This window comes from Oceanicaulis sp. UBA6590, assembly GCF_002433705.1.
GTDB lineage: Bacteria > Pseudomonadota > Alphaproteobacteria > Caulobacterales > Maricaulaceae > Oceanicaulis.
In genome coordinates this window covers 1-12951 of sequence record NZ_DJIQ01000051.1, presented here as the reverse complement: position 1 = coordinate 12951, position 12951 = coordinate 1, and the positions used below count along the sequence as shown (strand labels likewise).

The 12951-nt window shown below is 65.4% G+C and carries 13 protein-coding genes; 11 read left to right on the top strand and 2 right to left on the bottom strand.

Annotation, left to right across the window (positions count from 1 at the left end; all coding sequences use genetic code 11):
* Positions 1–11: 11 nt before the first annotated feature.
* Positions 12–1433: a dihydrolipoyl dehydrogenase family protein gene (locus B2Z70_RS10560; protein ID WP_292983135.1), complete on the bottom strand. Its 1422-nt coding sequence runs from the start codon at positions 1431–1433 to the stop codon at positions 12–14.
* Positions 1430–2185 carry a TVP38/TMEM64 family protein gene (locus B2Z70_RS10555; protein ID WP_009802963.1) on the bottom strand — a complete coding sequence of 252 codons (756 nt, stop codon included), beginning with the start codon at positions 2183–2185 and terminating at the stop codon, positions 1430–1432. The genes B2Z70_RS10560 and B2Z70_RS10555 overlap by 4 nt, the downstream gene beginning before the upstream one ends.
* A 244-nt stretch (positions 2186–2429) precedes the next feature.
* Between B2Z70_RS10555 and B2Z70_RS10550 the strand changes: the two genes are divergently transcribed.
* From B2Z70_RS10550 to B2Z70_RS10500, 11 genes are all read left to right on the top strand, one after another.
* Complete coding sequence (locus B2Z70_RS10550; protein ID WP_292983133.1) at positions 2430–3095, top strand: glutathione S-transferase family protein; 666 nt, start codon at positions 2430–2432, stop codon at positions 3093–3095.
* Between the two features lie 137 nt (positions 3096–3232).
* Positions 3233–3367 (top strand): 50S ribosomal protein L34, encoded by a 135-nt coding sequence (rpmH, locus tag B2Z70_RS10545; protein ID WP_040612710.1) that lies wholly within the window; start codon positions 3233–3235, stop codon positions 3365–3367.
* 23 nt (positions 3368–3390) lie between these two features.
* Complete coding sequence (gene rnpA / locus B2Z70_RS15425) at positions 3391–3786, top strand: ribonuclease P protein component (RefSeq protein WP_009802961.1); 396 nt, start codon at positions 3391–3393, stop codon at positions 3784–3786.
* A gap of 15 nt (positions 3787–3801) precedes the next feature.
* Positions 3802–5820: a membrane protein insertase YidC gene (gene yidC / locus B2Z70_RS10535; RefSeq protein WP_292983128.1), complete on the top strand. Its 2019-nt coding sequence runs from the start codon at positions 3802–3804 to the stop codon at positions 5818–5820.
* Positions 5821–5916: 96 nt separating this feature from the next.
* A complete protein-coding gene (gene yihA, locus B2Z70_RS10530) occupies positions 5917–6495 on the top strand; it encodes a ribosome biogenesis GTP-binding protein YihA/YsxC (protein ID WP_009802959.1) in 579 nt (192 codons plus the stop codon).
* A gap of 42 nt (positions 6496–6537) precedes the next feature.
* Positions 6538–7515 carry a DUF1036 domain-containing protein gene (locus B2Z70_RS10525; protein ID WP_009802958.1) on the top strand — a complete coding sequence of 326 codons (978 nt, stop codon included), beginning with the start codon at positions 6538–6540 and terminating at the stop codon, positions 7513–7515.
* A complete protein-coding gene (locus tag B2Z70_RS10520; RefSeq protein WP_292983125.1) occupies positions 7512–8231 on the top strand; it encodes a pyrimidine 5'-nucleotidase in 720 nt (239 codons plus the stop codon). Before B2Z70_RS10525 ends, B2Z70_RS10520 begins: the two co-directional genes overlap by 4 nt.
* Complete coding sequence (gene dapD, locus B2Z70_RS10515) at positions 8228–9058, top strand: 2,3,4,5-tetrahydropyridine-2,6-dicarboxylate N-succinyltransferase (RefSeq protein WP_009802956.1); 831 nt, start codon at positions 8228–8230, stop codon at positions 9056–9058. Before B2Z70_RS10520 ends, dapD begins: the two co-directional genes overlap by 4 nt.
* Before the next feature lie 58 nt (positions 9059–9116).
* A complete protein-coding gene (gene dapE / locus B2Z70_RS10510) occupies positions 9117–10283 on the top strand; it encodes a succinyl-diaminopimelate desuccinylase (protein WP_292983123.1) in 1167 nt (388 codons plus the stop codon).
* Complete coding sequence (locus B2Z70_RS10505; protein WP_292983121.1) at positions 10280–10852, top strand: hypothetical protein; 573 nt, start codon at positions 10280–10282, stop codon at positions 10850–10852. The genes dapE and B2Z70_RS10505 overlap by 4 nt, the downstream gene beginning before the upstream one ends.
* Positions 10853–10901: 49 nt before the next feature.
* On the top strand, positions 10902–12611 hold the full coding sequence (locus tag B2Z70_RS10500) for an amidohydrolase (RefSeq protein ID WP_292983119.1): 1710 nt from the start codon (positions 10902–10904) through the stop codon (positions 12609–12611).
* Positions 12612–12951 lie beyond the last annotated feature (340 nt).

Sequence of the window (12951 nt, the reverse complement as noted above, 5' to 3'; positions counted from 1 at the left end):
GGACTTAGGCTCTAGTGAAACGCGCTCAGGATCCGGGCGAGCAGTTTCGCCATGGATCCGAACACCACCGGTTCATAGTAGGACCCCGCCGCGCGCTTGAAGATCTCGCCGCGCGTCGGATAGGGCGCAACCGGGCTTGTGAGGTCGCGGACGGTTCCGCCCCTGGCCATCACCGCGCCCGCGATCTGGATGAGGTCATCGGCGCGCGCACCGGCCGCGTGTGCGCCCAGCACCTTGCCGCCCTTGCCCAGAACCAGCTTCACGCCGCCGCGCACATCATGCTCGGCGATCGCGCGGTCATTGTCGTCAAAGCCCCAGCTTGCTGTCTTCACCGTGTCGCCATGCTCGGCGCGGGCCTGGCTTTCGGTCAGGCCGATCTGGGCGATGGGCGGATCGGTGTAGACCGCCGCCGGAATGGGCTGGGAGGACTGAGCCGTGCTCAGCCCGTAATAGAGATTGCGCAGGATGACGCTGCCATGCCAGCCCGCCAGATGGGTCAAACCGCCCTTGCCGGCGATGTCGCCCGCCGCCAGGACGCGCTTGTTGGACGTCCGCAAACGGTCATCGCAGACAATGCCCCGCGCGTCGGTTTCAACGCCCGCCGCTTCAAGCTCCAGACCGTCGAGCACCGGCTTGCGGCCCGTCGCCACCAGCAGATGGCTGCCCGTGACCTGTTCGCCATCAGACAGGGTGAGCGTGATCCCCGCATCGCCAGACTGAACGCGCGCCGCGCTCTTGCCCGTATGCAGGGTGACGCCGTCCGCCATCAGCTGGTCGGTGACAAGCCCCGCATGCTCGGGTTCGAACCGCGCCAGCGGCTCGCCTGCTTCGATGATCGTGACTTCTGAGCCCAGCCGGCGGAAGGCCTGTCCCAGCTCCATGCCGATCGGGCCTGCGCCCATGACGATCAGATGCTCGGGCAGGGTTTCCAGCGACCAGATGGTTTCATTGGTCAGATACGGCGCCTCGGCCAGCCCTTCGACCGGCGGAATGAAGGCGCGCGTGCCGGTGGCGACAACGATGCGCTTGGCCTTCACCTCGATGCTGTCGGACGCGACCGTGTCCTCGCTGACAAAGTGGGCGTATTCACGCACAACCCGGACGCCGAAGCCCTCAAACCGCTCCTGGCTGTCATTGGGTTCGATGGTGGTGATGGCGGACTGGATGGTCTCGCGCACCTTCGCGAAGTCCACGCTCGGCTCGCCCACGCTGACGCCATATTTCCCCGCCTCACGGATGGCGTGGACCTTGTGCGCGGCGGTCAGGATCGCTTTCGACGGCACGCAGCCATAGTTCAGGCAATCCCCGCCCATCTCGCCGGCTTCGAACAGGACCACCTTGCGGCCCAGCTGCGCTGCGCCCGAAGCGGTCACAAGACCCGCCGCGCCTGCGCCAATGATGGCGAGATCGGCCTTGATGCGTTCGCGGCTCATGCGGCCTCTCCCTTGTCCTTGCGCACCCGGCGCAGAACCATCGGCAGCAGCGCCAGCACGGCGAAGGCGACCATGGCGAAGATCAGTTCCGGCGTCAGAAGCGCGCCAAAACTCGGCACGCCCTCGGCCGCGGCGCGTTTGATGGTCGCGCCGACGGTCGCATACACATAGGCGCCCGGAATGACCCCCACCAGCGTGCCCAGCGCATAGGCGCGCACCGGCACATTCAGAAGCGCCGTCGCGATATTGATGCCGAAGAAGGGCAGCACCGGGATCAGGCGCAGGATGACGATGTAGGTGAAGGCGTCCCGCGAGAAGCCGTCCTGCAGCTTCTGCACATAGCCGGGGAATTTCTGGCGCACCCAGTCCGCAAAGGCGTAGCGCGCCGCAAGGAAGATGATGGTCGCGCCGGTGGTCGAACCGATCACCGCGACCCCTGTGCCCAGATACGCGCCGAACAGGAAGCCCGAGCCAATGGTGAACCACAAAGCGCCCGGCACGGAAATCGCCACGGCGAGCGCATAGAAGACAGTGTAGGCGAGGAGCGCCAGCAGGAGATTGTCCTGAACCCAGCCGTCCATGTCACGCAGCAGGGCCTGGGCGCGGTCGGCGTCGAGATATTGCTGCCCGCCCAGCGCGAAGAAGGCGGCAAGACCGGCGACGAGGATCACCAGCGGCGCCAGGCGGCGCCAGAGCGGCTTGGAGGGCGCGGTCTCTGGCGCGTCTTCAGACAGGTTCGGTTCGGCGTCCATCCGGATACCCCTTCAGCATTCGTGTGACTGTTGTGACCGGATATAGACCGCGCCGTCGAGTAGGGGAAAACCACATCCCGCTGCGCCATCTTCACCATGGCGTGAAACTTTATTTCAAAATCACGGATTTATCGCCTGCCTAGGTAGTTTCCCGTGCGGACATGACCCGATATCGCATCGCGACTGGAGCGGGCAGTCACAGCGCGACGGGCGTCTTGCGCCCTGTGACCAAGGACGCCCCACCATGCCCGAAGCAGACATCACCCTGTACACCGCCGCCACGATGAATGGCTGGAAACCGCTGATCTTTCTGGAAGAGAGCGGACTGAACTATTCGCTCGAACCCATCGATTTCTCGGCCCGCACCCACAAGACGCCTGCGTTTCTGGCGCTCAACCCCAATGGGAAGATTCCCGTGCTGGTCGATCACGCCGCCTCAGACTTCGTCGTCTTCGAATCAGGCGCCATGCTGTGGTATCTGGCCGAAAAATCCGATCTGTTCCTGTCCGACGATCCCAAGCTCCGTTCTGAAACCCTGCAATGGCTTATGCTGCAGATGGGCGGCGTGGGTCCGATGATGGGCCAGACCATGTTCTTTCGCCGCTTCGCGCCGCATCAGGAGGAGGCCAGCGAGAGCGCCCTCAAGCGCTTCACCACCGAATCCCGGCGTCTGTTTGAAGTCCTGAACACGCGCCTGCACGGTCGCGACTGGCTGGCGGGCGAGGCGTATTCGATCGCCGACATGGCGATGTTTCCCTGGGTGCGCTGCCATTCCTGGGCTGGGGTCTCGATTGACGGTCTCGACGCCCTTGCGGCGTGGATCGCGCGCATTGATGCGCGCCCTGCGGTCCGGCGCGCACTGCAGCTGCCCGCCCCGGCGCCGCGTTTTCTGGCGGAATATGATCGCTAGCCATGCTATAAGCTCTGCGAACAGCCGCAATCGGAGGCGGTGGGGCGCTTGACTCATGCGCTCACCTCCCGTATCCACCGCGGCTCGAATTTTGAGCCGCCGGGAGACCGGCCGCTGATCCCCATGGGAGCCGAACCGTGAAACGTACATTCCAGCCGTCCAAACTGGTCCGCAAGCGCCGCCACGGTTTCCGTGCCCGCGCCGCCACCAAAGCCGGTCGTCAGGTTCTGGCGCGTCGCCGCGCCAAGGGCCGTAAGCGCCTGTCCGCCTAATTCAGGCGCCAGACGACACGACGATGTATCCAGATCGCGCCGCACGGATCACCGAGCGGCGCGATTTTTTACGCGCGCGAGAAGCGCCGCGTTCCGCCAAACCCTCCGTGGTCATTCAGATGCTTGTCCGCAAGGATGATCGCGACGGCCCGACCCGGGCCGGGTTTACGGCGACCAAGAAAATCGGCAATGCCGTGGCGCGCAATCGCGCCAAGCGTCGATTGCGCGCAGCCGCCCGCCTGTTGCTGCCCCTCCACGGACAGCCCGGAACCGACTATGTGTTCATTGCGCGCGCTCAAACTGCGGCCCGATCCTGGCCGGCCTTGCTTGACGATGTGAAAGCCGCGTTGATAAGCCTCGCGCGGCGTGAACGCGGACCGACGGGCGGTTCGCGCGATCATACGCCCTCAAAACCGTAAGGGACCGTTCCTCCCATGGGTGAGAACCGCAATTTCCTGCTCGCGGCCGTCATAGCGATCGGCATTCTGTTCTTCTATCAGGCCTTCATCCTCGACCCGATGGCGCGAGACCGTGAAGCGGCTGAGCAGGCGACGGCAGAAACCCAGGTCCAGGAGACGGGCGACGACGCGCCCCAGGCCGCCGACTCCGGCTTCGCCGCCGGGCTGGGCGAGAACGGCATGAGCCGTGAAGACGCCCTCGCCCGCTCCCAGCGCATCGAGATCCGCACCGAGGCCCTGTCTGGCTCGCTGTCGCTGACCGGCGCACGGATCGATGACCTGCAGCTGCTGCGCTACGAGACCGAAGTGGATTCCGGCGTGCCGGTGACCTTGATGAGCCCGGAAGGTTTTGACGGCTATCAGTTCGCCGCCAGCGGCTGGCTGGGCGGCGCCAATGCGCCCCAGGGCCTGCCGGGGCTGAGCACGAACTGGACGCTGGTCGAGGGCGATGTGCTGACCGAAACCACGCCGGTGGTGCTGGAGCACGCCGCGGGCGACCTGACCTTCCGCCGGACGATCTCGGTGGACGAGAACTATCTCTTCACCGTCAATGACACCGTCATCAATAATGGCTCGGCGGCCGTCTCCCTTCGCCCCTATGCGCTGGTGCGCCAGCATGGCGTCCCGACCGACCTGCAGAATTTCTTCGTGCTCCATGAAGGCGCGGTCGGCGTCATCGACGGCACCCATTTCGATCGCAAGTTCAAGAAATGGGAAGATGAAGGCCTGATCGAGCGCAACGGCCCCGGCGGCTGGATGGGCATCACCTCCAAATACTGGCTCGCCGCCGTCGCGCCCGAAGGCCAGCCCAATGTGCGCGCCCAGTTCCGCGTCGTCTCGCGTCCCGACCGCCCGGTCTTTGAGTCCAACTATCTCAGCGACGCCGAAACCCTCGCGCCGGGCGCCACGCTCGAATCCACGAGTTATGTCTTCGCCGGCGCCAAGAAACAGCCGATCCTGGCCGCCTATGAAAACGATCTGGGCATTGACCGCCTGACCATGGCGATCGACTGGGGCATGTTCTGGTTCCTGACCCGGCCCTTCTTCGCGGCGCTGCACTTCTTCTACGGCGTGCTGGGCAATTACGGCCTCGCCATCATGGTCGTGACGCTTCTGATCAAGCTGGTGCTGTTCCCGCTGAACAACCGCGCCTTCGCCTCCATGGCCAAGATGCGCTCGGCCGCGCCGAAAATGACCGAGATCCGCGAGCGCTACAAAGACGATCCGCAAGCCCAGCAGAAGGCGATGATGGAGCTCTATCGCAAGGAGCGCATCAACCCGGTGGCGGGCTGTCTGCCCATGCTGCCGCAGATCCCGATCTTCTTTGCGCTCTACAAGACGGTGTTCATCTCGCTCGATGCGCGCCATGCGCCCTTCTTCGGCTGGATCCAGGACATGTCCGCGCCCGATCCGACCATGATCGGCAATTTGTTCGGCCTGTTGCCCTATGATCCGTCCGGCCTGCCGATTGTCGGCCCGATCCTGGCGATCGGCGTCTGGCCGCTCCTGATGGGCGTGACCATGTGGGCCCAGCAATCGCTGAACCCGCCGCCCGCCGACAAGATCCAGCGCCAGATCTTCGCCTTCATGCCGGTGATCTTCACCATCATCATGGCGCCCTTCCCGGCGGCCCTGATCATCTACTGGTCCTGGAACAACACCCTGACCATCGGCCAGCAATACCTGATCATGCGCCGTCAGGGCGTGGTGACCGAGCTCGATCGCAACTTCTTCAAGCTGCGCTCAAAGCTGACCGGCAAGGCCGTGCCCGTCAAATACCAGGGCGAGGACACCCCGACCGCCACCAATCAGGTGATTGAGGGCAAGGTCGAGGAAGCTGTCGGCGACCTGGCCGATGACGCCAACGCCGATGATGCGGCGACAGACGGGAAGACCCCGACTGACACCGCAACCGAGACCAAGCCCGCGCCGACCGGCCGCCGGGTCAGCTCCAACCCCGCAGCGAAAAAACCGCGCGGCGGCAAGAAGAAATAGGAGGCGGCCCTGACCGAGCCCTCTCCCGAAGCCCAGGCAGAACAGGCGGCCCGTCTCGCGGCGGGTCGCAAGCTGTTCTCGGGCCAGATCGACTTCATGCTGGGCGTGGTGTCCATGGACACCCTGCCCGACACCCATGTGCCGGAAGTGGCCTTCGCCGGCCGTTCGAACGTGGGGAAGTCCTCGCTGATCAACGCCCTGACCGGCCGCAAGCAGCTGGCGCGCGCCTCGACCGAGCCGGGCCGCACGCGCGAGCTGAACTTCTTTGACATGCATGGCCGGCTGCGCATCGTCGACCTGCCCGGCTATGGCTTCGCCAAAGCCCCCAAGGAGGTCGCGGCGCGCTGGACGCGCCTGACGCAGAACTATCTGCGCGGCCGGGTCAATCTCAAGCGGGTCTTCCTGCTGATCGACTCCCGGCACGGCATCAAGCCCTCTGACGAAGCGATCATGAAGGTTCTTGATAGCGCCGCGGTGGTGTACCAGATCGTTCTGACCAAGACCGACAAGCTCAAGCCATCCGAAGCGCAGAAGCGCCTTGAGGAAACCCAGGCGAAAGTCGCCCGGCGGCCCGCCGCCTTCCCGGTGATCTCGGCCACCTCCAGCGCCAAGCGTGACGGGCTGGATGAGCTGCGCGGGGAAATCTCCACCCTGGCCCTGCCGGCCGGGGAATAGCCACCGGGGCCCTGACACGCCCTGCCAAACGGGACTGTCGACATGCTGAACCGGATCCTGATCGCCGCCTTCATCGCCCTGGGCTTCAGCGGTGCGGCCCAGGCCGGTCAGGTGTGCAACGAGACCAGCTTCATGGTCGAAGCCGCCAAGGCCTGGCGCACGCCCACCGGGCTCGCCGTGGAGGGCTGGGCGCGGATCGCGCCGGGCGGCTGCGCCGAGATCGGCCCGTCCACCAGCTCTGATCAATATCTCTACGCCCGCACCACCCGCGCCTATCTGGGCGGGGTGCGCGAATGGCGCGGCAGCCTCGACATCTGCGTGGACGAGACCGACTTCGCCTTTGAAGGCGTGGCGGACTGCGAAACCCTGGGCCTTGAGACCCGCAAGTTCCGCCAGCTGACCGACGCCGAACGCGATCATGCCGTCCTGGTCGAGGTCGCCGATTTCGGCGATCGGGCCGAGGAGGCCGGGCTGCAACGCCTGCTGCAATCGGCGGGCTATGACATCAATGTCATCGACGGCTATGCCGGCCGGCGCACCCGCCGCCAGGTCGCCGCCTTCGAAGAGGACCAGGGCCGCAGTTTCGGCGCGGACCGCGCCGCTCTGATCGAGGCGCTGCATGAACGCGCCCTGGCGCGCAATACCGGGCTGGGGCTGCAGGTCTGCAATGACGCCAACCTGCCCATGGGCGTCGCCGTCGCACGCGCCGCCGGGGATGGATATGAAACCCGCGGCTGGTGGCGCATTGCGCCGGGCGGCTGCGCGCAGACGCTCTCCGCCCAGCTCACAAGCAATGAAACCTATGTCTACGCGCAGCTGATCGACGCGGACGCCCTGCGCCCCCTGGCGGGCGGAACCGAGGCCTTCTGCATCACCCCGGCGCGCTTTACGAGCCAGACCCGGAGCGAATGCACCAATTCGGGCTTCCAGCCCGCCCTGTTCCGCGCTGCGCCCGCCCCCGAAGACGGCGGCAGCGTGATGCGGCTCGACCTGAATGACTTTGAGGAACCGCTTCCGTGACCCGAACCCCTGACCTGCATCATGTGGACACCTGGGTGTTCGATCTCGATGAGACGCTCTACCCCGCCGACGCCGCCGTGATGAGCCAGGTCATCGACAAGATGACCGACTGGGTCCAGCGCGAATTCTCCCTCACCCGGGAGGAAGCGCACGCCATGCAGCAGCATTACTACACGACCTACGGCACCACGCTGAACGGATTGCTGGCGAACAATCAGGTGCGGGATCTGGCGAGCTTTCTCGATTTCGTTCATGACGTCGATCATTCGGTGATCACGCCTGATCCCGAACTCGCCGCACATGTCAAAGCGCTGGACGGCCGACGCATCGTCTACACCAATGGTTCGCGCAAGCACGCAGAGAAGGTGATCGACCGTCTCGGACTGAACGGGCTGTTTGAAGACCTCTATGACATCGAGGCCGCCGCCTTCACGCCCAAGCCCCACCGGGAGGGCTTTGACCGCTTTACCGGCCATTTCTCGATCACGCCGCAAAGCACAGTGATGTTCGAGGATTCGGTCAAGAACCTGCAGACCGCCCATGATGTAGGCTTCACCACCGTGCTGGTGCATCCGCCCGTCGAAGCGCTTGCGGATGGCGCTCGCCCCGAACCCTTGGTACATCCTCCCCACATCCATTACGCCGTGGACTGCCTGCGCACCTTCCTGGGCGACTGGCACGCCGCCGCCGAGAACAAGAAGAAGACGACGCCATGAACCGTGATGCTCTCAAATCCGTCATCGACGCCGCCTGGGACGACCGCGACCAGCTCACCACCCAGACCCAGGGGGATGTCCGCGATGCGGTGAACGCCGCGCTCAACCTGCTCGACAGCGGCGAAGCCCGTGTCGCCAGTCGGGACGAGTCCGGTCAGTGGGTCGTTCATGAATGGCTGAAGAAAGCGGTTCTGCTGTCCTTCCGTCTGAACCCGAACCGCATCATTCCCGGCGGCGCCGATCATGGCCCGTGGTGGGACAAGGTGGCGTCAAAGTTCGAAGGCTGGGACGCGGCGGAATTCCAGGAAGCGGGTTTCCGCGCCGTGCCGCCCGCCGCCGTGCGCCGGGGCGCCTTCATCGGCAAGGGCGTGGTGCTGATGCCGTCCTACGTCAATATCGGCGCCTATGTGGATGAAGGCACGATGGTGGACACCTGGGCCACCGTCGGCTCCTGCGCGCAGATCGGCAAGAACGTGCACATTTCCGGCGGCGCCGGGATTGGCGGCGTGCTCGAGCCGCTGCAGGCCAATCCGGTGATCATCGAGGACAATTGCTTCATCGGCGCCCGCGCCGAGGTCGCCGAAGGCGTGATCGTGCGCGAGGGCGCGGTCCTGGCCATGGGCGTTTACCTGAGCGGCTCCACCAAGATCGTCGATCGTGAGACCGGCGAGATCTTCCGCGGCGAGGTGCCGCCCTACGCCGTTGTGGTGCCGGGCAATCTGCCGGGCGAAGCGGGCAAGCCGGGGCTCTATTGCGCCGTCATCGTCAAGCGCGTCGACGCCCAGACCCGCGCCAAGACCTCCATCAACGCCCTGCTGCGCGACTAGAATGGACAGACGATAGTCAGGCATGGCGCCCGTGGCGAAAACGCCCTAAATCTGCGTCATGCTTGATCTGTCCGCCCTCACCGACCCGATCCCCCTCGCCCGCCGCCTCATCCAGGCGCCGTCAGTCACGCCCGCTGACGCCGGCGCGCTCGACGTGTTGTCCGAAGCGCTGGAAACGCTGGGATTTGAATGCACGCGCTTCAAGTTCGAAGAGGTGGACAATCTCTACGCCCGGCTGGGCCAGACGGCGCCGGTCTTCTGCTTCGCCGGGCATACCGATGTGGTCCCGCCCGGCGATGAAGCGGCCTGGAGCCGCGGTCCGTTCGAGGCCGAGATCGCCGACGACGTCCTGTGGGGACGCGGCGCGTCGGACATGAAAGGCGCCATCGCCGCCATGGTCGCGGGCGTCGCCCGGCTGCTTCAGTCTCAGGGGCGGCCGGCCGGATCCATCGCCTTCCTGATCACCGGCGATGAGGAAGGCCCCGCCGTGAACGGCACGAAGAAGCTGCTCAAGGCTGTCGCGGAGAAGGGCGAGCGTTTTGACCACTGCCTGGTGGGCGAACCCACCAACCCGCACCATCTGGGCGACACCATCAAGGTGGGCCGCCGCGGCTCGCTCAACGGCGTCGTCACCGTCACGGGCCAGCAGGGTCATGTGGCCTATCCGGAAAAGGCCGAGAACCCGATCCCGGTGCTGATCGACTTTCTCAACCGGATCACATCGCGGACGCTGGACGAGGGCGCGCCGCACTTCCAGCCCTCCAATCTCGAGGTGACGACGATCGATGTGGGCAATGCCCCCCATAACGTCATCCCGGCGAAAGCGACGGCGAAGTTCAACATCCGCTTCAACACCGCCCAGACCGGAGACGGGCTGAAGACCTGGCTGCGCGAACAGGCCGTCGCCGCGGAACAGGGGTTTTTCGGCGATATCGATCTTGATCTGACCGTCACCGGCGACGCCTTCCTGACCGAGACCGGCCCCTTCACCGATCTGCTGCGCGCCGCGGTCAGGGACCAGACCGGCCATGATCCGGCGCTGACCACGGGCGGCGGCACCTCGGACGCGCGCTTCATCAAGGATTATTGCCCGGTCGCGGAGTTCGGCCTCGTGGGCGAGACCATGCATCAGGTGGATGAGCGCGTGCCGGTCAGCGATGTGACCCGTCTCGCCGCCATCTATGCCGACGTGCTGCAGAGGTATTTCAAGACTTTCGCATCATGAGACAGGCTATCAGAGACATGCGGTCCGGCGTTGCGGGCGTCTTTGCGCTGCTGACGTTCAGACCTGACTGGCGCAAGCATTTCGACGTCAGCGCAGAGGGCGTGGCCCGCTCCTTCTCGGGCGTCATCCTGGCCCTGCCCGCCTTCTTCTTCCTGATTGTCGGCGTGAACTATTTCTATGCCGAGAACGCCGCCGCCTACACCGCGGACATGCGCTTCACCCTTGTCGACGCGGTGATCAGCTGGGCGCGATTCTGGCTGCTCTTCCCGGTCGTCGCCGCAGTCGTGGTGATGGTGATGGGTCTCAAGGACCGCTTCGCCAGCTGGCTGGTGGTGCATAACTGGACCGTCTTTGTGCTGGTCCATGTCCAGGCGCTCTTGCTGGCGCTCTACCCGGCCGGACTGGCCGATCCGGGCGCGATCGGACAGGCGATGACGCTGTACAGCCTGCTGCGCCTGTTCATCCACTGGCGCGTGGCCCAGGGCGCGATGGGGCTGCCCCCCATCATGGCGGCGGCGGCGGCCAGCATCCCCCTGATCATCGACCGGCTCATCCTGTCCGTGACCTGACGGGCGCGCCGCGCTAGTTTCCCCCTCAACGACTTCGGGGAGAACCATCATGATCCGTTCAACACTCGCCATGCTTTCGCTGAGCGCCGGCGCTCTGGCGCTGACCGGCTGCTTTGATCCGCAAGCGGTCAATCAGGCCGCCGGCCTGAACGCCGCAGACACCGTCTTCACCGGCGGTCCGATCTATACCGGCGTTGAAAGCCAGCCCACCGCCGAGCTGATTGCGGTGGATGACGGACGGATCGTCTTTGTCGGCAGCCTGGCCGATGGCCAGTCCTATATGGGCGATGACACGCGCACGGTGGACCTGGGCGGCGCAACGCTCTTTCCCGGCTTCACCGACGCCCATGCCCATATCATCGGGGTGGGCGAACGCGAACGCTCTCTGAACCTTGAAGGCACGGCCTCGATCGAGGATCTCAAGGCGCGGGTCGCCGAAGCGGCGGCTGACGACAGCGCCTCGATCATCGCCGGTCGCGGCTGGATCGAGACCCATTGGCCAGAAGGACGCTTCCCGACCGCTGCGGATCTTGATGAAGTCGAATCGGAACGTCCGGTGATCCTGGTGCGCGCGGACGGCCACGCCCTCGTCGCCAACACGGCGGCGCTGAACGCCGCGCAGATCACCGCTTCAACCCCCGACCCCGAAGGCGGCGCCATCCTGAAGGATGAAACCGGCCAGCCCAACGGCATGATCATCGACGCCGCCATGGCCCCCTTCGCGGCGCTGGCGGGCGAGCCCACGGGCGAGGAGCGCGAGACGCTCTACCGGCTGGGCGCGGAAGTCATGGCGTCCCAGGGCTGGACCAGCGTGCACGATATGAGCGTGCCCTACGCGGATGTGGACATCATGGCGGGCCTTGCCGAGGCCGGCGACCTGCCCATCCGGGTCTCGGTCTACGCCAATCCCGAAGACTATGACGCGGTCGCCAGCCGCGCCCCGCGCATGGAGGCGGATGGCCGGGTCATTGCGCGCGGCGTGAAGTTCTACATGGACGGCGCGCTTGGGTCTCGCGGCGCGGCGCTTCTTGAACCCTATGACGATGCGCCGGACACCACCGGCCTGTTCCTGTCCGAGGAAGAGCGCGCCGAAGCGATGATGCAGCGCGCCCTGGAGGACGGCGTGCAGCTCGCCATTCACGCCATTGGCGATGCGGGCAACCGCAATGTGCTCAACTGGATGGAAGACAGCTTCGAGGCTGTCCCCGCATCCGATCGTGCTGTTGCGGAACCCCGCTGGCGCGTCGAACACGCCCAGGTGCTGCACCCCAACGACATTCCGCGCTTTGGGGACATGGACGTCATCGCCTCCATGCAGCCCAGCCACGCCATTGGCGATCTGCACTTCGCCGCCAGCCGCATCGGCCTGCACCGTCTTGAGGGCGCCTATGCCTGGCGGTCGCTCATCGACAGCGGAGCCATCATTGCAGGCGGGTCTGACGCGCCTGTGGAGCGCGGCGAGGCGCGGATCGAGTTCTACGCCGCCGCCGTGCGCCGCGACCTCAATGGCTTCGCCGATGAGCACTGGCATCTGGAACAGGCGCTGGATCGGGAGACCGCGCTCAAGCTCTTCACCATCTGGCCCGCCTACGCCACCTTCCGCGAGGATGATCTGGGCACGATCGAGGTGGGCAAGCTGGCGGACTTCTCCGTCTTTGACCGTGATCTCATGACCGTGCCGGACGCCGAACTGGCCGAGGCCCGTCCGGTCATGACCGTGGTCGAGGGCGAGGTGGTCTGGCGCGCGGAACAGCGCTGAGCCGCCGCATGGGTCCCCGGGTCAAGCCCGAGGACCGGGATGTAGCGCCTGAACCTCTCGGCCTTCGGACTTGATCCGGAGGCTCATGCGACACCCGTCTCTCCCCATGTCATTCACCGGTTTATCCGGTGAATCCATGCCGTGACCTGTCATCGGACCCACCGGCATGGATCCCCCCGCATGAAGCGGGGGATGACAGGGTTTGAGTTATTGAAAACTCTCTTCTCTTTCCCCGCGCAGGCGGGGACCCAGAGATCATGAAACGCTGCGCTCCCGGCTCTGGGCCCCAGCCTTCGCTGGGGAAGAGATAAAAAGTAGAGCGCTGAATTCCCGGGCGAGC